The following is a 24,779-nucleotide window of genomic DNA, read 5'->3' on the forward strand; positions in this document are numbered from 1 at the left end:
GAGCTATGAGGGTACATTTCTATGGTTTGACAGGATAACGGCTTGCAATACCAATGCGGTTCCAAGCGTTGATGACAATCGCAAGCCACTCAATCGCTGACAGTTCCTCTTGGGAAAGGATGGCGGTAGCATGGTCGTAAATTGCATCCGGTACTTGTCCATCAGCAACCAGCGTTATTGCTTCCACAAGTGCCAGAGCTGCACACTCTTTCTCATTGAAGTAACTCGTCTCTCTCCATGCCGGTAGCACGCTGATGCGGTCAATGGTCTCCCCGCTTGCAAGGGCGTCGCGAGCATGCACTCTGACACAATACGCACATTGATTGATCTGGGATGCACGCAATACCAACAGGTGGGAAAAGCCTTCTGCAATACCAGCGGATGTGACTGCCTCAGACGCAAGCTGGTCGAGGCTAACGAGGGTTTGGTACAGCTTTGGCGCAGATTTACCAAGATTGATTCTTTCGGACATAAGAGGTTTCCACAAAACAATTGATAGATATGTTTTTATTGATGAATTCAGGATTTGAAGCGGTGTGCCAGCCAGTGATCAACCGATACCAAACCAGGTCCCCTGACGATGAGCGCAAGCAGGGCGACAGCCCAGAGGCCATGGGTGGGATAGGCATCGGGATAGACAAAGAGCTGGATGATGGCCGTCATGACCAACAAACCGATGGCGGCGATGCGACTACCGATCCCCAGCAGTAACATCAGTGCCAGCAGGTGCTCCATCAGGGCTGCCAGCAGGGCAGCGGGCTCGGGCGCCAGGAGAGGCAGGCGATACTCCTCGGCAAACAGGTAGATGGTCGAATCACTCAGTTGGGGCCAACCCCATTGCCAAGTCCCGTCGAGCGGGTCGACGGCAAACCCGCTGATTTTGGTCTGTCCCGAGCGCCAGAATAAGGCTGCCAGGGAAAACCGGGCCAGCAGGGCCAATGGCCAATAAGGGGCCTGTGCCAACCTGAGCGTGAAATTGTTCCAATGGCGAAGTACTGCGTTCATATCGACTCCTATAGTGCGCAGAATAGTGGCAGGCGGATCCAGTGGGCAAGCAGCTGGATACGTAACGGCTCGTCATCAATATCGGCGAGTGCCTCTGCCAACGATGAGCCCGAGGCTATCCGCTTGAGAGCGAGTGCGGCATCTTGGCTCAACACGACCACTGCAACCTCTTCCTCCTCACGCAGGACACACAAGGTATGGAAACGCAGGTTCGGCGTTGGCCGTTCATCTTCCAGATCAAGGGGATGACTAAGGCGAGCCGCTTCCTGACTGGCTGCCCAGAGTGGCAGGATCTCGTGTTGCACCTCGATCAGATGGAGTGAGGGGTGCAACTGCGGTCGGGAATGGACGAGGCGCTGCTCGTCGGCCAGAAGATGCTGCCAGTCGACCAGTGTCGGGGTCTCGGCATCGGCGGCGTGGAAACTGTCGACGTAAGCACGTTCCAATCTAGCCAGTTCATGGCACCAGGATGGCAATTGCCGCAGCACCTGCTGTTTTACGAGCCAGTCGGGGAAGCTGTGCCCATAGTCAGCCAGGATGGGGCTGTGGGGGGGATATTGGCATACGTAGTCGAGGGCGAGGTCAGCAAAGGTGCTGTGCCCGAGGTGATCACGTAAGGCCGGAAACGTATCTGCCAGGGCATCTCGCAACACCACGAGTACGTTGTTGCGATAGACCGCAAAGCGCTGCGCCGGGTCGGAGCCATTCCAAGTCGACAAGCCAGCGGGGGCTGGCGACCCTGGGCTGAGCAGTGCCTGGCACCATTCATCGTACCAAGTCATGACATCACTCCTCGCGGACAAACGGTGGCAGGCCAGCATTGGGATGCAAGGCGCGCCTCATCGAGCAGCATCGCCAATTCTGGAACGTTCTGGTCCCATTCGATGAGCGTTGGCTTGGGGCCGGCCAATTCTATGACAAAGCGATACAGCGCCCACACCTCCTCGGAGACCCGGCGATCATGGCTATCGATCAGCAGGGGGGCTCCCAGACTGTCTTGCTCTGTGCTATGGCCCGCCAGATGGATTTCGCCCACTCTGCTCATGGGCAACTGCTTTATATAAGCAACGGCATCGCGGCCATGGTTCTGTGCGCTGATCCAGGCATTGTTGACATCCAGCAGCAGACCGCAGCCGGTGCGGTTCAGCACTTCACCGATGAAGTCGGTCTCGCTGTATTCGGTTTGCACAAATGAGACATAGGTCGCCGGGTTCTCCACCAATATGGCCTGGCCCAAGGCCTCTTGGGCTTGATCTATGTGTTCACATACGCGCAGCAAACTGGCAGGCGTGTAGGGGAAGGGCAGCAAGTCGTTGAGGTAGGAGGGGTGATGACCACTCCAGGCAAGATGCTCGGAAAATTGTGCGGCTCCGTAACGAGCCATGAGTTGGCTTACAGACTTGAGGTGTTCCCGGTCTGGCGCGTGAGCCCCGCCAATCGACATGCTGACGCCATGCACCGACAGTGCATAATGCTCCCGGACCTGGGTAAGATGCCTGTGAAAGGGGCCGCCTGCCACCAGGTAGTTTTCGGCGTGGATCTCGACAAATCCGATGTCTGCAGGTTGCTGGACCAGCTGGCTGGCATGCTGAGGCTTGAGCCCTATCCCGCAGGCCAGCGGCAAACTTGCCGCTGGCCTGGAGATACCGCCTCGGTCAATCATATTGTGACGGGTCGGCATGGAATTGCTCCGCTTGAGTTACATCTTTTCGGTGAAGGCTTCCAGCTGACCATGGCCAGTCGGGGAGGTGGGGGATTTGAGGGTGGTACAGGTGCCAGCCGCAACTGCTTTGAAAGCATTGCCCTGATAGTCCTTGGTAGAGGTACCGGCACAGCTGGTCCCGGCTCCGGCTTTGCAATCATTTTTTCCCTTGAGGGAAACCCCGAAGCATTTTTCCATGGCCGGTTTGTCGGCGGTGTTGGTTTCGGCGTGTGCAGGCAGAGTCACCATTGCGATGGCGCCTGTCAGAGCCAAGGCCAGGGAAGCGGTCAGGTTGCGAGTATTGCTCATGTTTCTCTCCTTGAGATATCGATTGATTGAGGAATGGCAAAAGCGCCTTCCTAAGCATCAGTCGTTTAAAGAGGGCGAATCATTACAGTGAAACCCAAAAATATTTCGATCTTTTGTGCTAGCGTGTTAGCGAGGCCCTTTTGAGTTCATGTTGACGGGTCATGATTAGGCCCATGAGACCGGAGTGAGTTGTATGCTCGTTTGTCGTGCTCATGATTAGCGATACCTCAGTTGGATACGGATGTGGGTGCCGGGCACGTTGTGGCGCAGCCGCAGTTGGGTCAGGTGTGCCGGGAGTTCTGCCAGGGTTGCTAAGCGCCCTCGGTAGAGCCGACCGAGATTGATGTACTCGGGGTGGCTGATGGTGATGGTCACCTGGTGATGCGGTTGCCAGCGGCCAAGCAGCTTGGCTTTGGCCTCCTTGATAGTGGTGATGCCGGGCGCCGGTAACGTCTGCCGGTTGCGCAGATGCAGCTTGTTGAGCTCGGGGGTGCTCAATGAAACGGTACTGCCGTTTTTCGAGGCCCACAAGGCACGGGTCTATACCATCCTGTCGGATAACGGGCGCGAGTTCTGTGGACGAGCTGACCACCATCCCTACGAGCTGTTCCTGCAACTGGAGGGGATTGAGCACCGGACAACCAAGGTACGCAGGCCGCAGAGCAACGGCTTTATCGAACGGCTGCATCGCACACTGCTGGATGAACACTTCCGTATCAAGGGGAGGACGACCTGGTATGAGTCGGTAGAACAGATGCAGACAGACCTGGATAGCTACCTGGAACACTACAACACCCAGCGGCCACATCAGGGCAGGATGATGGAGGGACAGACGCCTTACAGCATGTTCAAGAAGGGTCTGAAATTGATACCGAAGGAAGTGCGCACTAAAGTAGCGTAAACAAGACACCGGTTTGAGGCCGGTGTCAGGTGATAACTAGGTCTGTACAGACAATAGCTTCATCGCCGAAGTACAGTTGCACGCTGTCTGCACCTGCATCGAATGAATTTTTGACGAGTTCGAATATCGCGACTTCGTCATCAGTAATGAGTTCCCGACCCAACACACGTTTTAGGCCAGTACTGACATCGAAGTGTAGGTTTTGTTTTTCAGACAAATTCATCATCCTTTGCCAGATCTCGACTTATCTGGACGTGTTTAATTTTTAATCGAAAATAAGCGGTGTATTCATGCCGAGGGTTGAGGCCATCTAAAGATGTGGTAGTCAAAAGATTCTGTTTATATTACCGCCATGACTCATCATCACCTATAACGCTTTCACTCCCTCCTTCAACCGCAGCACCCAAGCATCAACCCTTACCTGAAGTTGATCCGTCGAATTTTCTTTTGGGTGATGAATCGAATGAAAAGACTTGCAGACCTTTTCCATGAGTGTTGGCCATCTCAGAGAGAACTTAACCATATCTTTAAGTATTCTATCGATACAATCTCTAGCGTTTGCTTCTGCTCGAAAGATCACGATTCGGGTGGACAGTCGCTTTCTGTTATCGGAAGTATCAACTTCCAACAAGTACCGCTCCCATCCATCTTCCAGCCCGAACCTCGCCATCAAGTAACAACGGGGCGTATTTTCGTCCATCATGTGGTAGCTGCAACGCGGCACCTGGGGCAGGGACTTGACCTCCAACTCCAGCAGCTCGATGCCTGGCTCCTCGGCTATCTGCCGGATAATATTCCTGAGCATCACGAAGCGGTTGGGAAACTGGCCTGTGTCTTTCGGTACGTCCAACTGCTGGAACTCCCCCGGTGCCACTGTGCCCCCCGTGACGTCATCGGCCAAACCGAGAATTCTCGCCTCCCCGCCGGGCACCGTGTCGTCATCCACCCTCTTACCCTGGCCGGCGGCTCGCTGGCCTTGGTAGGCGATCCGTGTCGCCGGATGGTCGTCGAAGGCGATGCCTTCTATGGGCAGCTCAAGCAGCTGCCGCTCCCTACCATCATCAGGCTCTTCTTCCTCATCCACCTCGATTTCCTCGGTCCCCGGAGCTGGAGGCATCCGGCCGCCGCCTTCCCCCTTTACGGACAGGCGAAGCGAAGGATGGTGGAAGTGGATCTCGTCCCGGCAATCGAACCTGAGCCCCAGCAGCCCCCTGATCTCCCACACCAACAACTCCCTCTTGTCCTGGTCCAGGGGGCCCTGAACCTCCATGGTGACGCCGGATAGGCAGCTCGGCGGGATGAAATTGAACCGCCATCTGGCATACCTCGTCCCCCCTGTGTCCTGCTCATCATTGAGGCTTCGCCAAATAGATTCGAAGGAACTTCGCACGTCCGGGTCCAGCAGCAGCCAGCTGAAGTGGTCCCGGTACCCCTTGATCTTAAGCAGCTGACTCGGGGCTCCGGTCTTCGCCGGCGTTCGGATGTGGATGATCTCTTTTTCCTTCTGCACCGAGAAAGCCATGTCCAGGCCGTTGGGCTCGAAGGCCGAGCGCACCAGAAAGCCAGCATGAAAGAAAAGCTTGCGGGCCAGTTCGAACTTGGGGAGCCAGACGGTCAGGCCGTTCGCCTCGAATACGAAGCAGCGTTGGCTGGCCACCTCAGGATTGCGGGCAAGCCTTCTGGACAGGCGGGGACATTCGCCCAAGGTGCTTTCCCGCCATGTATCCACTGGCGGCAGCACCAGCTTTTTAAGGAAGCCGTGCGATATGTAGGGAGTCTTATCTTCCGCGATGAACTCACGTCCAAGCCCCATCACGCATAGCATCTCTAGGCCGAATCGGCGCGGCAGCATATCGCTGCCCTGGTTGAGGAATACCGCCAGCCGCCACTGGGCGTCTGGCACGCTTTCTTTGAAGAAGTTTCCCATTGCCAGCAGCCTGGCTCCCTTGGGTATCTGACGAAACAACACTCGACTCAATCCCACTCTCCCATGTCCGCAATAAACGCGGCCGCCAGAGGGGCCGTCCTTCCCTTGTTCAGACCGCAGCGTCTCTCCAGCTGCCAACGCTTGGAGCACCTTCCGGCCGAGGCGTCTTCCAGCGCCGCCCGGGTCAGGCGGCGGATCTGGTATTCACCCACGGACTCGGCATAGCGTTCCAGAAAGGCGTGGCAGAGGGGGGGTTGCGCTAGGTGACGCTCAACCGAGGCATGATGAGGCAGTTGGTGCAGGAACCAGTTGCGGCTTCGGCGCGGTAGGCCGATCTTCTCGGCAGAGTCCCGCTCGAGCCTTATCAACCGGCGCACCAGATCTCTATCACGGCGCCTCCAGTCGGTATGACCGTGGTTGCCTTTCCGGGATGTCCTGTCCCGGTTGGTTGCGAGCAGCCATCCCCTGTCATGCCGATACAGCCAAGCGTAAACCGCCTGACCTTCACATTTCCTGGCAGCTTTAGGACCACCATGTGCAGCAAGAGCGGCAGTCCAGATAGCGCGATAGCGCTGCCGCTGTTCAGGTTCTGCCGAGAGTAAGAACTCTGGCTGGTCAGCCTGATGCATGCTTAGGCGGCATGTCCACGCCTCCTCTATGATCCCGCCGACATCATGTCCTGGGCGTAAGCTGGTCCAGACGATCAGGTGCTGAAGGCAGCCGAAGGCCTTGCGGTGCTTCCTGAACAGGGCCAGTAGCCAGAACGGCGGTTCGACGGCCCAAAGGCCGTTGGCAATGATCCAGTCCCTGGGATGGGTGTCCTGGATCATCCGCCAGATCGCATCGGCCCTGACTTGCCCGCCCCGCCGGGCGCCGCAGTCCGTGGCCAGACACTGGTAGAAGTTGCTCCAGCCCGCAAACCCGGGGGATCTCCCACCCCGGTACGCCAGGAGCTGCGTCAGGGCGGTGGCAAGCCTTGTCAATGCGGCTTCGGCAGGGATAGCTCTGTCACCGGGGAGCAGGGTGGCAGCGTGGAACTCATGCCTGTGCGCCCACCGAAACGGGACAGAGGAATCCAGAAGCAGGCAACCGTGCTCGAGGCAAGCGTCCACGCCCTGCACCTGCCAGCAACGCCGCCAATAGGGCTCGCCGAGGTTCGCCACCATCTCCTCGAAGCAGAGCGGGCAGTAGCGCAACCATTCAGGCCATTTGACTAGGGCTGTCGACGCGCCCGCCAAACCTATGGCGCCGGGTTGGTCCGGGGCAAGCATGGATTGATGAAGCTTGAAACGACGCTGCTTGGGGATGAATGGCGCGTAGAGGGGGAAGAGGGTGTGGTTGGCCACCAGTGTTTCCGGATCCAAGCCGGTGTTGCCTGCCAGGCTTTGCAGGTGGCTGGGCAGGTCGGTGACCGCAGCCACTCTGGTGTCGCCAAACAGCATGGCTAAAAGGCCCTTGTGGCTACTTATTCCCAGGTGCACCCGGCAGCGTGCGATGGCGCTGTAGAGCAGCTCGTCCGGGTAGAGCCTGGGGAAGTACATCTCAGCCCGCCTTTCCCAGCAGCGACTGTAGGTCGAACACCAGACCGGCTTTCTTGAAGCTGTCGTAGGCCGAGCTCTCGGGCCCGTCCGCATAGAGCCGCCGCAAGTCACTTTGTGGGAGGCGGCCCCACTCGGCTCGTTTCACCTTGGAGATGGTCGACACCTTGGGCTTATCCTGGGCGAGGTAGGCTGTCGCTTTGTGGACCAAGGTCGCCAATGGAAGGCTAGGGTGATCGGCCATCAACTCGTCGGCCATGGGCATGGCTATGTCCTTCGGTATCTCCATAGCCTCGAGCAAGGCGGCCAGCTTTTTGGCCTTGTCGTCGACCGGGGGCGACGGCGGCTTGAGTGGAACAGCCCTGTCCAGCGACCGGCTGAGGGAGATCAGCCGACCTTCTATCTCGGGCATCAGCAGATCGTCGTACTTGGCGATAAGCTCTGGCCTGCCGCTCCTCAGGGCGGCCAGCATAGGATGAACCGGCTTAAATTCATCCTCAAAGACCTTACGCAGCAGCGGTGGCTTGATGTGCTCGGCGCCCGTCACTATGGCCCGGATCTGCGCCAGAGCAAACAATTTGACCACTATGTCCATGACCCCCTGGGTCAGCTCGTACATGGTCGCTTCCAACTCCTCGTCAAGGGGGGCTGCTTCCCTCAACCACTGGAACTTCCAGAGCCGCTTCAGGAGCCTCGTCCAGTGTTCGTCCCTGGGCAGCCTGTCCCAGCGGATGCTACCCAGCCCGGAAATCCGCCGCGCAGCCCTGAATGTGCGCTGGAAGAACTTGCTAGCCCGGTGTGTGCCTACCTGGATGATGGGCACCCCTATGGTGTTGACCAGGGACACGAAGAAGTTGTGCATCTTCTCGGCGCCACCCGATCTGGCCTCGTTGAGATTCTGGACCTCGTCGATGATGAGGACCCCGAGGGCATGGAGGTTGGCTACCTGGCACATGCTGGCCAGCAGGCGCTTCGTCCCCAGCTTCTTGCGGCCGTGGCTACGGCTGTAATGGGTTCCGAGTACCCTGTCCACCTGATTGAAGAAGCTCAGGCACAGCTCGTCCAGATCGCCATCTATGGGGCAGTCGACCTTCAAGTAGGTCAGCTGAGTGATGTTGTATTCGGGATGGTGGAGGGCTTGGGGATACATCCCCAGGATCCGCTCCAGAGTGCGGGTCTTGCCGCAACCCGAGCAACCGAACAGCGACAAGCTGCTGGCCGTGGAGGAAACGCTTTGGTAGATGGCTACATCCAGATCCTCTTCCTCCACTCGGCGGTAGCCGTTTTGGAGGTGTGAATACCAGGCGCCGTTGGCCGGGTTTCGGCCTATGTAGCCCTGACGGATCATCAGGCTGATTTTGCCTTCCAACTCCAGATGGTGGGTCAAGGGCTGGAAGAAGCCATGAAGCAAACGGGCTATGGCATGGGCTCTGACCCGACCGTCCAGCAAAGCCTCCTGAGGATCGAAGGCGGGCAAGGCCTGGAGCTGGGCTACCACTTCCTGAAAACCGGGGATGGGCGGCAGGGCGCTAATGAGGGGGTTGCCGTCGTACTCGGGCAGTTGCTGCTCCTGATAGCTAGCCTGGGGAATGGCGCCGCGGCGGACCTCGTCAGTCATCGTCGCCCTCCCCGAAGATAAGATCGCTCATGTCTGGGTAGGCGTAGTCATCCGGCTTGCCGCCTTTGAGCGGGACCACATTGGCAGGTTTGTCCTGCCGCACCTTGGCAGGCTTGAAGGCTGCATGATGGCGTTCGTGGCGTTTTTCCTGTTGCTTGTTCTCGCGAATCTGGGTACCCAGGTCCTTCTTGGTGAGGCCTGTCCGCTCCGGACGTTGCGCCTCGGCTTGCGCCGTCACCTCCTCCATCCTCTCTAGCAGCTTGCCGCGCTCCTCAATCGCCACCATGGCTGCATTGGCGTCGGCTTTCCGCTCGGACTTAGTCTGGTTCCATACGTCCCAGAAAGTGGTTCCTCTGAAGCGCCGGCTGAAATCGGCAAGGTCGCAAACCCAGTAATCCTTCAGACTTTGGTTCGGCCTCACATAGATATGGTCCGCACTGCGCGGATCGTAGGCTACTTGAACTTTGGATGGCCGCTGGCCAAGCCCCCTGTGGAACCATCCCAACTTCATTGCCTCGGCGCAGGTGTAGTAGCACCCGAACAGGCGTATTCCCCTGTCGGACAAGGTGGCGAAGTCGTGGGGAAGCAGGTTGATGCGCACTAACTCATCCGGTGCCTGGCGCAAACGGCCGGTGAGGTTGGCCAATCCCCAACGCCACAACGCCAGGGGGATGGCCGGCAAGTCGCCGGGCATACCTTCAGACCTGTCGTATTTGGACAGGGGGCGATAGTTGTTGTAGTACAGCACCGAGTCGAGGATCTGCTTGGTGAACTCCGGCAGGGTCAAGGTAGCATCCAGCCGGTAATCCTTACCACCGCGCTTTCGGCTGGTGATTTCCCCCACCACGCCAGGGACGTAAGGCTTAAAGTCTCCCTGCACTGTGCGGAACTTCCTTTCCACTATTCCCTTGGCATCCCCGCGTCGAGCTGGCGCGTTCTCGATGCGGACACCGAAGGCTTCGGCAAACGGCTCGACCTTGGTGCCGTTCAACTCACCCTTGTCGGCGAGGATGACATCAGGGAGGCCACCGACTGGCCAGTGCTCAGGATCGATATCGATGCCAAACGCCCGGCAGTAGGCCGTTTTGTCGGTTACTGCGTTGGCCAGAGCCATCATGGCGCTGGCCCAGGAAGGCCCCTCGAACCCAACGTACATGCCAGTCACCATGCGGCTGAAGACGTCGACCACGAAGTAGATGACGGGTCGACCGACTATGAGGCTGCGGTCCTGTTCGGACACTAGGTAGATATCCGCAATGGTGGCGTCAATTTGGTAGCGATGACCTGGACCCAAGGTGTCGGCCGTAGATGTCCCCTTGAGGGGCCTGACGTCCTTGGCGAAGTCCACGGAGGTGCACTGCTTCTCGGCAACAGAGACCGCTGTGTATTCCCTCTTGAAGAAGTACCTGAACTGTTCCGGGGTCGGCAGATCCTCTACCTCCATCGCCGGGTACCTTGCCCGGATCAAATTCACGGCGCTGGCGTAGGCATCAGTGACGACAGGGTGGCTCTCCTTGAGAAGCCTTCCTTCGATCACCTGCCGGAAGATCCGGGCGATGTCTTCGGTGACGTTGCTGCCCGTCCCGTTGCGAACAATCCTCGGCCTTCCTAGCTTCTGCCCACTTGGCTTCCTTGCCTTGCCCTTGGCTCCAGATTTTACGTAGTCGGGAAGCAGCGCATTCTTGCACATGCCCCTTTGCCAATACCGTTTCAGCAATCGGTAGACGGTCTGGTGGGTGACGCCATGTGTCTGGGTTATTCGGATAACGGCTGGCCCTCGCCCTTTCCTGAAGAAAAGTCCGACGTCCCCTACCTCACCTCGAAGCATTTCCCAAGCAGATTCTCTTTTCTCCCATTCCGGGCTGCCTTCCTCTATTTCCCTGAGTGTCGAGTCCAAGAACGGGTCTTCGGCGGGTTCCACGGCACCGTCCAACAGCATGTTTTCCAACTCGCTGGTAGCTATCGGCACCGGCCAAGCCGCCTTGTCTTCGAGGTCGATCCAAAAGGCCGTCTCGGCATCGCACCATAGGAGGCGAAAATGCTTGTCTCCAACCCTGAAAACTTGGTTAACCGGCAGCATAGGCTTGGGTGACTCCTTGCCAGTCGTCGTTGAGTGTGAGCTGGCTTCCCAGCAAGGTCCTGTAAGGGGCCGTGATGTCGAAGATGAAGTAACGGCGGGCCAAGAGTTGGCGAAGCCAGTACAACGCCTGTCCTGGTTCCAGTTCGTAAACCATGTCGAGGCTCTGCGCCACTGCGGTTATTTGCCTGTCGGGAGCTTGCATGAATTCCTTTGAGAAGAGCCCCAGGTAGTGCTCCAGATCATCTGCTGCTACTGCATCCTCCGTCTGTACCGGGTAAAGCCATTGGATGTTATTGAAAGCCGTCTTGGTGAAATCCATCTCGGTGACGATGTACCAAGGTATGTTCTTCTCAGCCCAATATTGCCTCTCTAGCTCGAGGCGTTCTATGACTTCGGGTTTCGCCAGATCGGCGCTGTACTTGGCCTGAAAGGCAATGGCCGGCCTGGACTGATCGTCGAAGTCTACCAAGAAGTCACTGGTCAGCACCTGTGCGGCTCCTTGGAATTTGCCGTGGGGGAGGCCGTGCTCTTGGGCAAGCCTGACGGTGTCTTCGACACGTAGTGGAAACTGCTCCCTGATGTCGATGACATGAGGGGACCAGTCGAGTGTAAGGAGAACAGCCAGTTCCAGATCGGAGAGGAGGTGGTGTAAACGCCGGCATTTGTTGCCGTAAATGCGGTGGGAACGACCGAGAGACGATACGTCCCTGGTATAGATAAACGGCTTGTAGTCAGGCCCATGACCTTGGCCACGGCCTTCCCTGATCCGTCTGTCTATCTGTCCCTGATTCAGTCCCTTGAAAATCCCTGACATAGAAAGGCCAACATCGACTGTTGATGACTCGAGGTTAGTCGATGTTGGCCAAATGATGAAACTCTATTTTTAATGGTGAGACTTTATTTTCAAGGATGAAACTCTTTTTTCATCCCACAGACTCTGCACTGAATGTTTCCTGTGAGCAGGTTCGTGCGGTGAACCGCCAGTCTTTGGTGAGATTGTAGGGGGAGTTGTACGCTTGGTCATGATCCAGCCAGATCCATTGGGATTCGCCTTTGAACTTGATCAACGCAGCATTTCTTAACCCAAGGTCGAGCGGCGGGACCGACACCAAAGCAAACGCAATCCCCAAAAGCATGAAGCCAACAGCTTGGGTTCTAGTCGCTTTCTTTATTTCCAGCTTTTCAATGTCAAACCAGCCCTTAAGGCGGGCGAATTTTTTATGGTCCAAGTCATATTCGTCGAACCATTTAATGAGCTTATGAGCGTCATCTAACGATTTGGCTTTGAAGTTGAAAATCGCATTAAAACGCTCAAGTTCCTTATTGCGTCGCCAGAATTCGGCAAGGGTGTCGTCTTGGTACTCTGAGCGACCTACAAGTAATGCATACAGCCTGCTTACAAAACCATATGAGGTTCCTGCTCTATAGTGGAAAAAGAGTCGCAATCCGATAAAAGAGACTACAAGTATGGCCATATTCAACAACGGGCCGGGTAAGCCCGAGATATCAATGGCCATTCCGAAAACAGATTCTTCCATGATGATAACTCCTTGTGTATCAGATGGTTTCGAATCGCATAGACTACCGTGTAGTACGCCTCAGCGGAATCACTTCTGAGCCGGGGGGTCCAAGGAGGTTACGAGATGAGTTATCGGCGTCTAACAGAGCAAGAAATAGAAGATCTCAGGAATGAGATGAAGCGGGCAGGCCAATGGGTGAAAGAGGAGCTCAAGCGCCGGAAGCAGAGTAAAGATTCAGATCTTCAGGAACCGAGTTCTCCAGCTGACCCGAAACCACTGCGGGAAAAGCCATAATCTCCTTGGAATTGCTCAAGTCACCAGATGTGTTCATAACTAACTGAAATTTAAGGTGTTTCATGAGTTATGAGATTTCGTAAGATTCATTGCAACATTGATGAGATTTTTCGTGCGCACGAAGGCCGATAAGTGGCTGTTTTCATTGAATGGTGATTCTCAGTAGAAGTGAGATCCGACAGTATGGAGATGGTATTCACCTGACAGTTGCCCACAAAAGGGAGTGGTCATACGGCTTCAAACCGGATAACAAAACGGTACCCCTACCGTGTTATCCGGAGTCACCGTATGACCACCAACGAGAAAGTAGCACGTCGCAAACTCAGCCTGCTAGAGCTCGCCAAAGAGCTCAATAATGTCAGCAAAGCCTGCAAGCTCATCGGCTACAGCCGTCAGCAGTTCTACGAAATTCGCCGTAATTACCAGACCTATGGCGCCGAGGGATTGCTCGACAAATTGCCCGGCTGTAAAGGGGCTCATCCCAATCGGGTCGCTCCCGAGATTGAACAGGCCATCCTCGATTACTCCCTCACCAGACCAACTCATGGCCCGCTGCGGGTCGCGCAAGAACTGGCTCTGCAAGGCATCAATGTCAGTGCGGGCGGTGTGCGTGGCGTGTGGCAACGGCACGACTTGCTCTCCAAGCACGACCGCTTGCTGCGCCTTGAGAAAACTCACCGGGAGCAGACCATTGAGCTCAATGACGAGCAGATTCGCCTGCTCGAACGCTTCAGCCCCGAGTTTCGCGAACGCCAGATTGAGGTTCACTACACCGGAGAACTGGTGGCGGTCGACACCTTCTTCGTCGGCGCGCTCAAGGGGGTTGGCAAGGTGTATCTGCAAACCGTGCTGGACTGCTATAGCCGCCACGCCTGGGGACGGCTCTACACCAGCAAGCTGCCGGTGACCTCGGTTCATGTGCTCAATGAAACGGTACTGCCGTTTTTCGAGGCCCACGAGGCACGGGTCTATACCATCCTGTCGGATAACGGGCGCGAGTTCTGTGGACGAGCTGACCACCATCCCTACGAGCTGTTCCTGCAACTGGAGGGGATTGAGCACCGGACAACCAAGGTACGCAGGCCGCAGAGCAACGGCTTTATCGAACGGCTGCATCGCACACTGCTGGATGAACACTTCCGTATCAAGGGGAGGACGACCTGGTATGAGTCGGTAGAGCAGATGCAGACAGACCTGGATAGCTACCTGGAACACTACAACACCCAGCGGCCACATCAGGGCAGGATGATGGAGGGACAGACGCCTTACAGCATGTTCAAGAAGGGTCTGAAATTGATACCGAAGGAAGTGCGCACTAAAGTAGCGTAAACAAGACACCGGTTTGAGGCCGGTGTCAGGTGATAACTAGATCTGTACAAGATCTCAGGAATGAGATGAAGCGGGCAGGCCAATGGGTGAAAGAGGAGCTCAAGCGCCGGAAGCAGAGTAAAGATTCAGATCTTCAGGAACCGAGTTCTCCAGCTGACCCGAAACCACTGCGGGAAAAGCCATAATCTCCTTGGAATTGCTCAAGTCACCAGATGTGTTCATAACTAACTGAAATTTAAGGTGTTTCATGAGTTATGAGATTTCGTAAGATTCATTGCAACATTGATGAGATTTTTCGTGCGCACGAAGGCCGATAAGTGGCTGTTTTCATTGAATGGTGATTCTCAGTAGAAGTGAGATCCGACAGCGCTGTCAGCTCGATATAAAAAAGCCGCTCCCTGTGAGCGGCTTTTTGTTTTCCTGGTGAAGAAGGCTGCACGTTCCACGTGAAACATGGCTCCGTCTTGATGGTGCCGGCTCAGCCCAGTTCGGGGGCTGGGCAGTAGAGGCGCAGACGATGGCCATCCGGATCGAGCGCCATGCAGGTGTAGCCAAACTCCATCCGGGTCGGTGCCTGGATCAGTGTTAACCCGCGCGCCAGCCACTCGGTAGACAGGCGATCGACGGCGGCATCATCGGGGAGGGCGAAGGCCAGCTCCATGGCCCCGGCCGTTTGAGTCACGGCGGGCTCGACCGTGGCACTGGACCAGAGCGCCAGTCTGGCGCCCGATTCGAACACGAACATGGCAAAGGTGGGGGACTCCTCCACCGGTGGGCGTCCGAACAGCTCACGATAGAAGAGCGTGCTGCGAGCCGGGTTGGCAACATAGAGGATGGTGAACTGGGGGACTAACATGGTGATGCTCCTTGCTGATGAGATGGCGCATCGGCGCCGACCCCGTCAGCATGGCGCTGCCTGCTGTCAGTTTCTGTCAGCAATGAATCTGGGCTGCGGGATCTGCTGGCTGTCGCGCCACTCCTTGAGCAGCCGCTCCCGACTGCCAGGATAAGGTTCCGCCTCCAGCCGCATCGCGCTGATCCTGTCCACCCGAAAGTGGCGAAAGGCCTGGCGCAGCTCGCACCAGGCCACCAGTACCCGCACCTGGTCGAAGTAGCCGAGGGCACAGGGCCAGACAGTGCGCTCCGAACTCTCCTCCTTGAGATCCCGATAGCTCAGGCTCACCTTGCGCTGCTGGCGGATGGCGCTGCGCAGCGGAGCCTCGTCGACGGGGCAGTCACCGCGAGAGGTACCGATCAGCAGGGCACTGGCATGCAGCTGTTGGCGGTAGTCGGCGGGCAGCACGGCCTCTATCTTGGCCAGCGCGCTGCTGGCGGCTGTGCTGAGGGCATGATCGGCATGGGCCGCCACCCAGCGTGAGCCCAGTACCAGCGCATCCAGCTCCTCCTCGCTGAACATCAGCGGCGGCAGCATGAAGCCGGGGCGCAGCACATAACCGATGCCAGCTTCCCCCTCGATGTGGGCGCCCTGTGCCTGCAGGGTGGCGATATCCCGATAGAGGGTGCGCAGGCTGATGCCAAGCTGGCTGGCCAGCTCGCTGCCGGTGATGGCGTAGCGGTGGCCGCGCAGCAGTTGCAGCAGGGCCAGCAGGCGTTCTGAACGGGACATGATGTGGCTCCTCAAAATCTCCGTTCAGGGTGCCATGTTGTGACTGGAGGAGAAAGCCGAATGTGGAAAAGGCCTGCAACGGGCGGCGAGAAGATTTTTCGATCAGGACCCTTGAAAGCCGAAAGCGGGCCCCTATATAGATAACAAGGCCGGAACGCTCGACAGAGGTTTCGACCAGGCGCCCGTCCATCAGGAGGGCAAATAATCAGTTATCGCTCAAAAGAGGATAATACTATGCGCTCTATCGACTTTTCTCCGCTCTATCGTTCTGCCATCGGTTTCGATCGTCTGGCCAATCTCATCGAATCTGCGGCCAGCAATGGCAATGCCGGTTATCCCCCCTACAACATCGAGCAGCTGGGTGATAGCGACTACCGCATCAGCATGGCGGTGGCGGGCTTTACTCAGGAAGAGCTGGAGCTGAGCTTCCAGGAAAATCTGCTGACGGTGAAGGGCAACAAGCAGGCCGATAGCGAGCGCAACTACCTCTACCAAGGCATAGCCGAACGCGGTTTCGAGCGTCGCTTCCAGCTGGCTGACTATGTGCGGGTGAAGGGTGCCGATCTGAAAAACGGTCTGCTGCACATCGACCTGGTGCGCGAAGTGCCCGAGGCGATGAAGCCCCGCAAGATCGAGATCAACGGCTGATAGCCTGACCTCATTGAATTGATGACGTCTCCCGGGTGCCGATGATGGGCCCGTGGAGAAGTGAAACCTGTTGCTTATAGAAGGATAGGATTATGCGTAACCTCGATTTTTCTCATCTCTATTCCAACGCCGTCGGCTTCGAGCGGATGGCCCGTGAGCTGGAAGGTCTGTTCGAGCAGAAGACCGCCGCTTACCCCCCGTACAACATCGAAAAGCGCGATCACGACGGCTATCGCATCACGGTTGCTGTGGCCGGCTTCGAGCGCGAAGAGCTGGAGCTGGAAACCGAAAACGGCACCCTCAAGGTGAAGGGGCGCAAGGCCGCCGCCGATGAGCGCCAGTTCCTCCATCAGGGGATCGCCGAGCGCGACTTCGAGCTCGCCTTCAAGCTGAGCCAGCATGTGGAAGTGCAGGGCGCCAAGCTGGAGCATGGGCTGTTGACCATCGATCTGGCGCGCGAGCTGCCGGAGGCGCTCAAGCCTCGTGCCATCCCGATCGGCAAGCCCGATCAGCTGGCACTGCCCGGTTAAGAAAACCGGCGCGCAATAAACAAGAGAGGCCTGCATGTGCAGGCCTCTCTGTTTTTGTATCGCCGAACTGGCTTAGCCGGCGTAGAGGGCGTTGATCTCGTCGGCCAGGATGGCGATGCCGCGCCGCACCAGCTCCTCGCTCTGGGAGTAGTTGAGGCGGATGCACTCCTGGCTGTGACGCCACTCCGGGTCGTCGATGCCAGGGAAGAAGTAGTGGCCCGGCACGATCAGCAGGTTCTTCGCCTTCAGTCGCTCGTACAGCTCCTGACAGTGGATCGGCAAGCCCTCGAACCAGAGCCAGAGGAAGAGGGCGCCTTCCGGCTTGTGGATGTGGAAGCGCGGATCGGGGATCGCTTCGCGCAGCAGTTGCACCGCCAGCTCTGCCTTCTGCTGATAGAAGGGCTTCACCACCTGTTCGCTGAGGGCGATGATCTCGCCGCTCTCGATCATCGGGATGGTAATGGCGGGGCCCAGACTGCCCGGTGCCAGATTGATGATACCGCTCAGGTTGGTGATGGCCTGAATGATCTTCTCGTCGGCGATAACGATACCGCAGCGAGTGCCCGGCAGGCCGAGCTTGGAGAGGCTCATGCAGAGGATGGTATTGGCGTTCCAGAACGGCTTGGCCTCGCTGAAGATGATGCCCGGGAAGGGGACGCCGTAGGCGTTGTCGATCAGCAGCGGAATGCCCTTGTCGCGGGCAATCTGGTCGAGGTGTTCGATCTCTTCGTCGGTCAGCACGTTGCCGGTGGGGTTGGTCGGGCGGGAGACGCAGATCACCCCGATGTCGTCACCCACCTGCAGGCTCTCGAAATCCACGTGGTACTTGAACTGGCCATCGGCCAGCTTCTCGATGGTGGGCTTGTAAGCCACGAAGTAGTCGTCTGCCAGCGCCGAGTCGGCATAGCCGATGTACTCGGGGGCGAGCGGGAACAGCACCTTCTTCTTGCGGCCATCGGCAAATTCGCCCGCCAGCAGGTTGAACAGATAGAAGAAGGCGTTCTGGCTGCCGTTGGTCAGGGCGATATTGCGGGCCGAGATATCCCAGCCCAGCTCCTTGCTGAGCAGGGCCGCCAGCGCCTTGGTGAACCTGTCCTTGCCCTGGGGACCATCGTAGTTGGCCATCGCTTTGACCAGCTCGCCGTTGTCGAGCAGGCTCTTGGCCTCGGCCTGAAAGCGTTCCAGCATGGCGGGGATTGGGGCCGGATTGCCGCCACCCAGCATGATGGCGTCCGGATTGGTCAGCCCCTGATTGAGGTCATCCATGAGTTGGGTAATACCGGCGTGGCGAGTGAACTTCTCGCCGAACAAGGAAAATTCCATTCGGTGACAGATCCAGAGTCAGTTACGAAGATGTAGCACCATAGCTCAGTTTAAAAGCGGGTGTCGATCAAAATAACGGGACGTTCCACGTGGAACAACAGACAAAAATTAAGCGTGGTGAAAATGACTACTTGTTGGTTCAATCCTGACTACAGGATGTTTTCCAATTGGGGCTATTTATCATCTGAAAACAATTAATTTAAACAAAATCATGTCGTTATAGATGTGGCACAACAATTGGAATAGCTATCTGGTCATCTCAACCACACCGGAGCACACCAGATGAAAATCCTGATCGCAACCTTGATTGCCAGCAGCCTGAGCCTGAACGTGATGGCCGACGAGTACCCCAGACCCGAACTGGACAGCGCCAAGCTGGCGCAGGAGATAGCGGCCCAGCAGCAGCAGGCCTCCCATGCGGTGGTGGAGGAGGCGATCCACAACCTCAAGCCGCTGGCGCTGGAGACCCTGGTGGTGGAGGCGAGCTCGGCCGATGCGACTCACCCCGAGAGTTGAGATAGCGCAGCGGGGTCTGCCCCGTGTGTTGTCTGAAGAAGCTGATGAAGGCGCTGTCGCTGGCGAACTCCAGCGTTGCCGCTACCCGGCTGATGGGTTCGGCCTCGGCCAGCAGTTCCAGCGCCCGCAACAGTCGCCACTGCTGGCGCCAGGCCTGGTAGCTCATGCCGGTCTCTCGCATGAAGATGCGACCTATGGTCTTGTCACTGGCACCCACCCGTTCGGCCAGCCGGTTGAGCCGATCGGGCAGGGTGTCGCCCCGCTTCACTTCCTGCAGCCAGCCGGCCAGACGCGAGTCTGACGGCAGCGGTAACTGCCAGGATTCTCGCGGCGCTTGCGCCAGCTCCTCCTGCAACAGCGCCAGCGTGCAATGCTGCTCCGCTGCCGGCTTGTCCCACGGCCAGATCGCCATCCGCTCGATGATCTCCCGCAGCAGCGGGTTGACCGCCAGCACCGCCATTTCGGTCGGCAAGCCGTGCTCTGGCTGGAAGTAGAGGGAGCGATACGCCACCACCCCGCGCATCAGCACCCGATGGGGCAGGCCTGCCGGCAACCAGGCCGCTCGCGTCGGCGGCAGCAGGCAGACCTGATCGTCCAGCTCTATGGTCATGCAACCGGCCTGGGCGAACAGCAGCTGATGGCGCCTGTGCTGATGGCGGCCGGAGTCGTGCCAGCCGAGAGCGGAGGCGATCCCGATGGCGCTGCCATCGTGCTGATCCGGGTCAAAAGGGTGATCGGGAAGAATAAAGGCCATGTGTCCGATTATTGATGTTTATAGTCCTGCTTATTGTAATCGGACAATCGGCGTCACTCTAGAATGACGGCCTCTTGTGAAGGAGGTTTGTCATGAACAACAAGTTGCCACCGCTCTGGCTGGTGGTCGGATTGATGATGTTTCCGCAGATAGTGGAGACCATCTACAGCCCGGTGCTGACCCATATCGCCAGCCAGTTTCGGGTGAGCGAGGGGCAGGCATCCCAGACCCTGTCGGTCTATTTTCTGGCGTTTGCTGCGGGCGTGGTCTGCTGGGGCCGACTGTGCGATCTGGTCGGGCGGCGTCCCGCCATGCTGGCGGGGCTGATGACCTATGGCACCGGCACTCTGCTGGCATTGCTGGCCACTCAATTTGAAACCCTGCTGCTGGCCAGGGTCATTGCGGCCTTCGGCGCCGCCGTGGGCTCCGTGGTGACCCAGACCATGCTGCGCGACAGCTATCAGGGCAGCGATCTGGCGCGGGTTTTTTCGGTGATGGGCATCGCGCTCTCCCTCAGTCCGGTGCTGGGGCTGGTGAGCGGCGGCCAGCTGGCGAGCGGGTTCGGCTATCTCGGGGTATTCAGTGCACTGCTGGTATTGGCCGCCGGATTGCTGCTGGTCACTTGCTGGCAACTGCCGGAAACCCGGCCGGCCATCACCCAGCGGGCAGCGCTCTGGCCGCTGGCACAACGGATGGTGCGTGATGCAGCCTTGTGGCGCAGCGCCGCACTGGTGGCGCTGTTCAACACCATGCTGTTTGGCTACTACAGCCTGGCTCCCTTCCTGTTTGCCGGGCTGGGGTTGAGTGCGGGCGAGTTCGGTTACTCCGGCATCTTGCTGGCGCTGGCGACCCTGGGGGGCAGCCTGCTCAACAAGCGCCTGCTGGGGCGTGGCTGGTCGCCTTCCTCGCTGATCCGGCTTGCTGCCGCGTTGGCGCTGGGGTCCGGCTGGCTGGTGTGGGCCAGTCAGACTTCGCTCTGGTTCCTGCTGCCCATGATGGGGGTGGTAGTGGCGTTCGGGCTGGCGATCCCCAATGTGCTGAGCCAGGCGCTGCTGGCCTATCGGGAGGTGGCAGGCAGTGCCGGTGCCCTGTTCGGGCTCGGTTACTACCTGTTGCTCAGCCTGGGGTTGGCGGTTGCCGCCAGTTTGCAGGATCTCGGTCTGCTGCTCGGCGGCTGCGGTCTGTTGGCACTGTGCTGTGGTTGGCGTCGTTCCACGTGAAACATCAGCTGCCGATAAAGCGGTAACCGATGCCGGATTCAGTTTCGATCAGCGTGGGTTGCTGGGGATTATCTCCCAGCTTCTTGCGCAGGCTGGCGATGACGATGCGCAGGTAGTGGGTGTCTTCCTTGTGGCTCGGCCCCCAGATGTCGTTGAGCAGCTGGGTCTGCAGCACCAGCTTGCCGGGGTGGCACACCAGTGCCTGCAGCAGGGCGAACTCCTTGCGGGAGAGGGGCACCTCTTCTTCCCCCAGGGTGACCCTGTGGCTGCTGCTGTCCAGGGTCAGCCCGCACTGGGGGAAGTGGCGCTGCTCGCCGCTGCTGACCCCGGCCCGCTGGCGCAGCAGCACCCGGATGCGAGCCATCATCTCGCCGATGCCGAACGGCTTGCTCATGTAGTCGTTGGCGCCCGCATCCAGCAGTCGCACCTTCTCCTGTTCCGAATCCCGCGCCGACAGCACCAGTACCGGGTGCTGATGGTGCTCGCGAATGGCCTGCAACACCTGAATGCCGTCTCCGTCCGGCAGGCCGAGGTCCAGGATCACCAGATCGGGATTGAGGTGGCGATACTGCGCCAGCCCCTCGTTGACGCCGACCGCCTCGCTCACCTGATGCCCCTCGGCGATCAGGCTGATCCGCAAAAAACGGCGGATGGCCGCCTCGTCGTCGATGACCAGTATGTGAGCCATTCAGCCTCCAGCTGGATAGAGTAAAAATGTTCAGGCCGCGGCTGCATTGAGAGCCAGCGGCAGGGAGATGCGCATGCAGGTGCCGTTGCCGTTGGGGCCGGAAAATGCCCAGATGCGGCCACCGTGGGCCTCTATCATAGCGCGGGAAATGGCGAGGCCAAGCCCGGTGCCGCGGCTGCCGCAGTCGCCGACCGGCTGGGTGTAGAACAGATTGAAGATCTTGTCCCGATCCGACTCGGCGATGCCGACCCCGATGTCAATGATGTCGAGGATGAGATCGGGGTCCGCCAGCATCACCTTGAACTCGATGGGGGTGCCGGCCGGCGAGTAGCGGGAGGCGTTGTCGAGGATGTTGACCAGCACCTGCTCGATCAGGGCACCGTGCACATAGAGGCGGGGGATCTGCTGATCGAAGTGCACCAGCAGCTTGTGCTGGCGCCAGGAGGAGTCGAGCCGGCGGCGGGCGTTCTCCACCAGATCCGCCAGGTCGACCCAGTCCCGTTTCAGCTGGAAATCCGGCGAGCCGATGCGGGTCATGTCCAGCAGGTTCTGCACATAGCTGTGCAGGCGGCGCGCCTCGTCCTGCACCGAGTGCAGCAGCTCGCTACGGTCTTCGCTGCTGATCCGGTCACCATATTCCAGCAGGGTGCTGCCGGCCCCCATGATGGTAGCCAGCGGCGTCTTCAGATCGTGGGAGACCGAGGAGAGCAGGGCGGCGCGCATCCGGTCGGTCTCCGCCTGCAGCTGGCTGTCGGCCAGCCGTTCGTTGAGATCGATCCGGGCCAGCGCGGCGCGGATATCGGTGAGCAGGGCCTGCAGCTGATGCTCGGCCGAAGAGGCGAGCGGATTGGCCAGCACTATCCCCAGCACCAGTTCATCGCTGAGGTGGTGGTACTGGGCCTCGGCCGCGTTGAGGGTGGCGGTGTGGGCGCCGGCGCTCTGTTTCTGGGCCAGACACCAGTCGATGGCCGCCTTGTCGGTCTGCCCCGGCTTGTGCTGGGTCGAGCCGGCCCTGTGCTGGTAGTGCTGATCGAGGGCGAACACCGGCTGGCCCAGCGCCAGCGAGATGGCCTGGGATCCCTGTCTGAGCACCTCTTCCGGGCTGCTGGCGGTGGCCAGCCCCTGGCTCAGCGACAGCAGGGCATTGCCCAGTTGCTGGGTCTCGCGCAGGCCGATCAGCTGTTGGCGCTGACGGGAGGCGAGCCGCCCGGCCGTGATGCCGACGATCAGCAGCACGAACAGGGTGAGCAGATCGCTGTGGCTGGCCACGCTCAAAGAGAAGTAGGGGGCGGTGAACAGCAGATTGTGGCCGACGAAGCCCAGTACGGCGGCCAGGATGGCGGGCATCAGGCTGGTGGTGAGCGCGGTGGCCAGCACCCCCAGCACGAACAGCATGGGCAGGGAGGCGGGCGGCAGCCAGTGGGAGAGGCCCCAGACGGCGGCCGAGGTGGTCCCCATGATGGCCACCGCCAGCAGGCTCTGGCGAATGTCCTTGGGGTGGAGCGGCTGCAAGCCCAGGCTGGGCTTGCGCTTCTCGGTATCCACCAGCGTGATCTCGAGTCCTTGCGCCTGCTTGAGCAGGTGTTGCACCAGCGAGCGACGCCAGGGGGCCTTGTGGGGTTTGCCCAGCAGCAGTTGCGACACCTGCTGCTGCTCGGCGGTCTCCAGCAGGGTGTCGGCCACCGCCGGGCTGGAGAGGGTCAGCACCTTGGCCCCCAGCTGGGAAGCGAGCGCCAGTGCCTGCTCCAGCTCGACCGAACGCTGCCCCTTGCTGTCGATGTGCACCACCAGCCAGGGCAGCTGGCGGCGCTGGGCGAAGCGGTGACCGTAGCGCACCAGGGCGGCGCCGTGCTGATCGCCGAGGCAGACCATCAGCTTGCCCCGCAGCGGCAGAGTGGTCTTGCCGGCCGCCTGCCACTGCAGTTGCAGATCCCCCTCAACGTGGCTGGCGGCGGTCTGCATCGCCAGCTCGCGCAGGGCTGTCAGGTTGTTGAGGGAGAAGAAGGACTGCAGGGCGGCCTTGGCCTGATGGGGCACATAGACCTTGCCCTCCTTGAGGCGGCCGAGCAGCTCCTTGGGGGGGAGGTCGATCAGCACCAGGCTGTCGGCTTCCAGCAGCACCTGATCCGGCAGGGTCTCCTTGACCCTGACCCCGGTCAGCTGCCACACCAGATCGTTGAGGCTTTCCAGGTGCTGCACGTTGAGGGTGGTGTAGACGTCGATGCCGGCGCCCAGCAACTCCTCCACATCCTGCCAGCGCTTCTCGTGGCGGCTGCCGGGGGCGTTGCTGTGGGCCAGCTCGTCCACCACGGCGATGGCGGGCTTGCGGGCCAGCAGGCCGTCCAGATCCATCTCCTCCAGCCGCTGCTGGCGGTGCAGGTGCAGCTTGCGCGGCTGGATGGCGAGCTTGTCGAGCAGGGCCAGGGTCTCCTGGCGGCCGTGGGTCTCCACCACCCCGATCAGGATGTCGACCCCCTCCTTGGCCTGTTCCCGCACCGCCTGCAGCATGGCGTAGGTCTTGCCGACGCCGGGGGCGGCACCGAGAAACACCTTCAGCTTGCCCCTGTGCTCCTGTTCCAGGCTCGCCAGCAGGGCGTCCGCCCTCACCTCATCACGCATCCCCGTGCTCCCGTTGCATCGGCCGAACCGCGGCCGTGACCTCATTGCTCATGCTTGTCCCCGTTGTCGAAAGGGAGCCTGTCCCGAACGGCAAGGAGCGCCCTCAGGCGCCCTTTTGATGATCGAGTTGCAGGTTCAACTGGAGAATGTTGACCACCTGCGGGCCAAGGATACCAGCTTGTGCCGCCGACTTGACCTGCTCCGTCAGCTGAACGGGATCCAGCCCGCGTTGCCCGGCGACCCGCTCTACCTGAGCCAGGGCTGCATCGATCGGCAGATGGGGATCGAGGCCGGAGGCGGAGCGGGTCAGCAGGGCGGGGACCCTGGCTTCCGGCTGCGCCCTGGCCGCCGCAGCGGCAAACTCGGCCCGCAGCGGCGAGCTCATCCCTAGGTTGCTGGCACCTCCGCCTATGGTGGCGAAGTCGCTGGCGGAGGGGCGGGAGTGGAAGTAGTCGGCCCGCTCGAACTTCTGTGCCAGCAGGGCGCTGCCGACCACCTGCTGTTTGGCGTTGGTGAGCAGGCTGCCGTTGGCCTGCCAGGGGAAGAGCAGCTGGGCCAGCCCGGTGACTGCCAGCGGATACGCTACCCCCAGCAGCAGGGTCAGGGTCAGCAGGGTTCTGATTGCGATCAT

General features: G+C 59.3%; 25 protein-coding genes and 1 pseudogene. 6 read left to right on the top strand and 20 right to left on the bottom strand.

Annotated elements, in window-relative coordinates; translation table 11 throughout:
• Positions 1 to 19 precede the first annotated feature (19 nt).
• The 6 genes from ACPW75_RS20845 to ACPW75_RS20870 all read right to left on the bottom strand — a co-directional run bounded on the left by ACPW75_RS20845 (position 20) and on the right by ACPW75_RS20870 (position 3,514).
• On the bottom strand, positions 20 to 472 hold the full coding sequence (locus ACPW75_RS20845; protein ID WP_077097933.1) for a carboxymuconolactone decarboxylase family protein: 453 nt from the start codon (positions 470 to 472) through the stop codon (positions 20 to 22).
• Between the two features lie 47 nt (positions 473 to 519).
• On the bottom strand, positions 520 to 1,005 hold the full coding sequence (locus ACPW75_RS20850; RefSeq protein ID WP_077097935.1) for a DoxX family protein: 486 nt from the start codon (positions 1,003 to 1,005) through the stop codon (positions 520 to 522).
• A gap of 8 nt (positions 1,006 to 1,013) precedes the next feature.
• The gene (locus ACPW75_RS20855) at positions 1,014 to 1,787 is read right to left on the bottom strand and encodes a DNA-binding domain-containing protein (RefSeq protein WP_077097937.1); all 774 of its coding nucleotides are present in this window, start codon (positions 1,785 to 1,787) and stop codon (positions 1,014 to 1,016) included.
• The gene (locus ACPW75_RS20860; RefSeq protein WP_081398616.1) at positions 1,784 to 2,686 is read right to left on the bottom strand and encodes a DUF692 domain-containing protein; all 903 of its coding nucleotides are present in this window, start codon (positions 2,684 to 2,686) and stop codon (positions 1,784 to 1,786) included. The genes ACPW75_RS20855 and ACPW75_RS20860 overlap by 4 nt, the downstream gene beginning before the upstream one ends.
• 18 nt (positions 2,687 to 2,704) lie before the next feature.
• Positions 2,705 to 3,016: a BufA1 family periplasmic bufferin-type metallophore gene (locus ACPW75_RS20865; RefSeq protein ID WP_077097939.1), complete on the bottom strand. Its 312-nt coding sequence runs from the start codon at positions 3,014 to 3,016 to the stop codon at positions 2,705 to 2,707.
• A 216-nt stretch (positions 3,017 to 3,232) separates the two neighbouring features.
• Positions 3,233 to 3,514 carry a hypothetical protein gene (locus tag ACPW75_RS20870; RefSeq protein ID WP_199916166.1) on the bottom strand — a complete coding sequence of 94 codons (282 nt, stop codon included), beginning with the start codon at positions 3,512 to 3,514 and terminating at the stop codon, positions 3,233 to 3,235.
• Between ACPW75_RS20870 and ACPW75_RS20875 the strand changes: the two are divergent.
• Positions 3,492 to 3,917, top strand: a pseudogene (locus ACPW75_RS20875) (integrase core domain-containing protein); the annotation flags it as partial. The gene ACPW75_RS20870 and the pseudogene ACPW75_RS20875 overlap by 23 nt on opposite strands.
• 25 nt (positions 3,918 to 3,942) lie before the next feature.
• On the opposite strand, the gene ACPW75_RS20880 reads toward ACPW75_RS20875, so the two are convergent.
• The 7 genes from ACPW75_RS20880 to ACPW75_RS20910 form a co-directional block, all read right to left on the bottom strand.
• The gene (locus tag ACPW75_RS20880; RefSeq protein WP_162543689.1) at positions 3,943 to 4,134 is read right to left on the bottom strand and encodes a hypothetical protein; all 192 of its coding nucleotides are present in this window, start codon (positions 4,132 to 4,134) and stop codon (positions 3,943 to 3,945) included.
• 150 nt (positions 4,135 to 4,284) lie between these two features.
• A complete protein-coding gene (locus ACPW75_RS20885) occupies positions 4,285 to 5,886 on the bottom strand; it encodes a Tn7-like element transposition protein TnsE (protein ID WP_234932894.1) in 1,602 nt (533 codons plus the stop codon).
• Between the two features lie 5 nt (positions 5,887 to 5,891).
• On the bottom strand, positions 5,892 to 7,385 hold the full coding sequence (locus ACPW75_RS20890; protein ID WP_109001716.1) for a TnsD family Tn7-like transposition protein: 1,494 nt from the start codon (positions 7,383 to 7,385) through the stop codon (positions 5,892 to 5,894).
• A gap of 1 nt (position 7,386) precedes the next feature.
• On the bottom strand, positions 7,387 to 9,000 hold the full coding sequence (locus ACPW75_RS20895) for an ATP-binding protein (RefSeq protein WP_077097945.1): 1,614 nt from the start codon (positions 8,998 to 9,000) through the stop codon (positions 7,387 to 7,389).
• A complete protein-coding gene (locus ACPW75_RS20900; RefSeq protein WP_077097947.1) occupies positions 8,993 to 11,080 on the bottom strand; it encodes a Mu transposase C-terminal domain-containing protein in 2,088 nt (695 codons plus the stop codon). The genes ACPW75_RS20895 and ACPW75_RS20900 overlap by 8 nt, the downstream gene beginning before the upstream one ends.
• Positions 11,067 to 11,894: a TnsA endonuclease C-terminal domain-containing protein gene (locus tag ACPW75_RS20905; protein WP_077097949.1), complete on the bottom strand. Its 828-nt coding sequence runs from the start codon at positions 11,892 to 11,894 to the stop codon at positions 11,067 to 11,069. Before ACPW75_RS20905 ends, ACPW75_RS20900 begins: the two co-directional genes overlap by 14 nt.
• A gap of 109 nt (positions 11,895 to 12,003) precedes the next feature.
• Complete coding sequence (locus ACPW75_RS20910; RefSeq protein WP_077097146.1) at positions 12,004 to 12,618, bottom strand: DUF6216 family protein; 615 nt, start codon at positions 12,616 to 12,618, stop codon at positions 12,004 to 12,006.
• Positions 12,619 to 13,182: 564 nt separating this feature from the next.
• Here ACPW75_RS20910 and ACPW75_RS20915 point away from each other — a divergent pair.
• Positions 13,183 to 14,223, top strand: coding sequence for an IS481-like element ISAs19 family transposase (locus tag ACPW75_RS20915; protein WP_119197101.1), 1,041 nt, complete (start codon positions 13,183 to 13,185; stop codon positions 14,221 to 14,223).
• A 478-nt stretch (positions 14,224 to 14,701) separates the two neighbouring features.
• On the opposite strand, the gene ACPW75_RS20920 is transcribed toward ACPW75_RS20915, so the two are convergent.
• Both ACPW75_RS20920 and ACPW75_RS20925 read right to left on the bottom strand, forming a co-directional pair.
• The gene (locus ACPW75_RS20920) at positions 14,702 to 15,079 is read right to left on the bottom strand and encodes a VOC family protein (RefSeq protein WP_077097148.1); all 378 of its coding nucleotides are present in this window, start codon (positions 15,077 to 15,079) and stop codon (positions 14,702 to 14,704) included.
• A 66-nt stretch (positions 15,080 to 15,145) separates the two neighbouring features.
• Positions 15,146 to 15,850: a helix-turn-helix transcriptional regulator gene (locus ACPW75_RS20925; protein WP_077097150.1), complete on the bottom strand. Its 705-nt coding sequence runs from the start codon at positions 15,848 to 15,850 to the stop codon at positions 15,146 to 15,148.
• Between the two features lie 234 nt (positions 15,851 to 16,084).
• On the opposite strand from ACPW75_RS20925, the gene ACPW75_RS20930 reads away from it, so the two are divergent.
• Both ACPW75_RS20930 and ACPW75_RS20935 read left to right on the top strand, forming a co-directional pair.
• On the top strand, positions 16,085 to 16,498 hold the full coding sequence (locus tag ACPW75_RS20930; protein ID WP_016348872.1) for an Hsp20 family protein: 414 nt from the start codon (positions 16,085 to 16,087) through the stop codon (positions 16,496 to 16,498).
• A gap of 92 nt (positions 16,499 to 16,590) precedes the next feature.
• Positions 16,591 to 17,028 (top strand): Hsp20 family protein, encoded by a 438-nt coding sequence (locus ACPW75_RS20935; protein WP_076362540.1) that lies wholly within the window; start codon positions 16,591 to 16,593, stop codon positions 17,026 to 17,028.
• A gap of 72 nt (positions 17,029 to 17,100) precedes the next feature.
• Here the strand turns inward: ACPW75_RS20935 and ACPW75_RS20940 are convergent, their stop codons facing one another.
• Positions 17,101 to 18,351 (bottom strand): valine--pyruvate transaminase, encoded by a 1,251-nt coding sequence (locus ACPW75_RS20940; RefSeq protein WP_045788723.1) that lies wholly within the window; start codon positions 18,349 to 18,351, stop codon positions 17,101 to 17,103.
• A 282-nt stretch (positions 18,352 to 18,633) separates the two neighbouring features.
• Between ACPW75_RS20940 and ACPW75_RS20945 the strand changes: the two genes are divergently transcribed.
• Positions 18,634 to 18,867: a hypothetical protein gene (locus tag ACPW75_RS20945; protein WP_016348875.1), complete on the top strand. Its 234-nt coding sequence runs from the start codon at positions 18,634 to 18,636 to the stop codon at positions 18,865 to 18,867.
• Here ACPW75_RS20945 and ACPW75_RS20950 read toward each other — a convergent pair.
• Complete coding sequence (locus ACPW75_RS20950) at positions 18,797 to 19,621, bottom strand: AraC family transcriptional regulator (RefSeq protein WP_077097152.1); 825 nt, start codon at positions 19,619 to 19,621, stop codon at positions 18,797 to 18,799. The genes ACPW75_RS20945 and ACPW75_RS20950 overlap by 71 nt on opposite strands.
• Before the next feature lie 92 nt (positions 19,622 to 19,713).
• Here ACPW75_RS20950 and ACPW75_RS20955 point away from each other — a divergent pair, with 92 nt between their 5' ends.
• Positions 19,714 to 20,841, top strand: a complete 1,128-nt coding sequence (locus ACPW75_RS20955; RefSeq protein WP_077097154.1) for a multidrug effflux MFS transporter — start codon at positions 19,714 to 19,716, stop codon at positions 20,839 to 20,841.
• Between the two features lie 4 nt (positions 20,842 to 20,845).
• Here the strand turns inward: ACPW75_RS20955 and ACPW75_RS20960 are convergent, their stop codons facing one another.
• The 3 genes from ACPW75_RS20960 to ACPW75_RS20970 all read right to left on the bottom strand — a co-directional run bounded on the left by ACPW75_RS20960 (position 20,846) and on the right by ACPW75_RS20970 (position 24,779).
• Positions 20,846 to 21,529 (bottom strand): response regulator, encoded by a 684-nt coding sequence (locus tag ACPW75_RS20960; protein ID WP_011704058.1) that lies wholly within the window; start codon positions 21,527 to 21,529, stop codon positions 20,846 to 20,848.
• A gap of 30 nt (positions 21,530 to 21,559) precedes the next feature.
• Entirely contained in the window at positions 21,560 to 24,148 is a 2,589-nt protein-coding gene (locus tag ACPW75_RS20965; RefSeq protein WP_017410498.1) for a sensor histidine kinase, read from the bottom strand.
• A 103-nt stretch (positions 24,149 to 24,251) separates the two neighbouring features.
• A complete protein-coding gene (locus ACPW75_RS20970; protein ID WP_077097156.1) occupies positions 24,252 to 24,779 on the bottom strand; it encodes a potassium-transporting ATPase subunit C in 528 nt (175 codons plus the stop codon).

The sequence above is a fragment of the Aeromonas sp. FL131 genome (genome assembly GCF_049860615.1).
In the GTDB taxonomy this organism is placed as follows: Bacteria; Pseudomonadota; Gammaproteobacteria; order Enterobacterales; family Aeromonadaceae; genus Aeromonas; species Aeromonas hydrophila.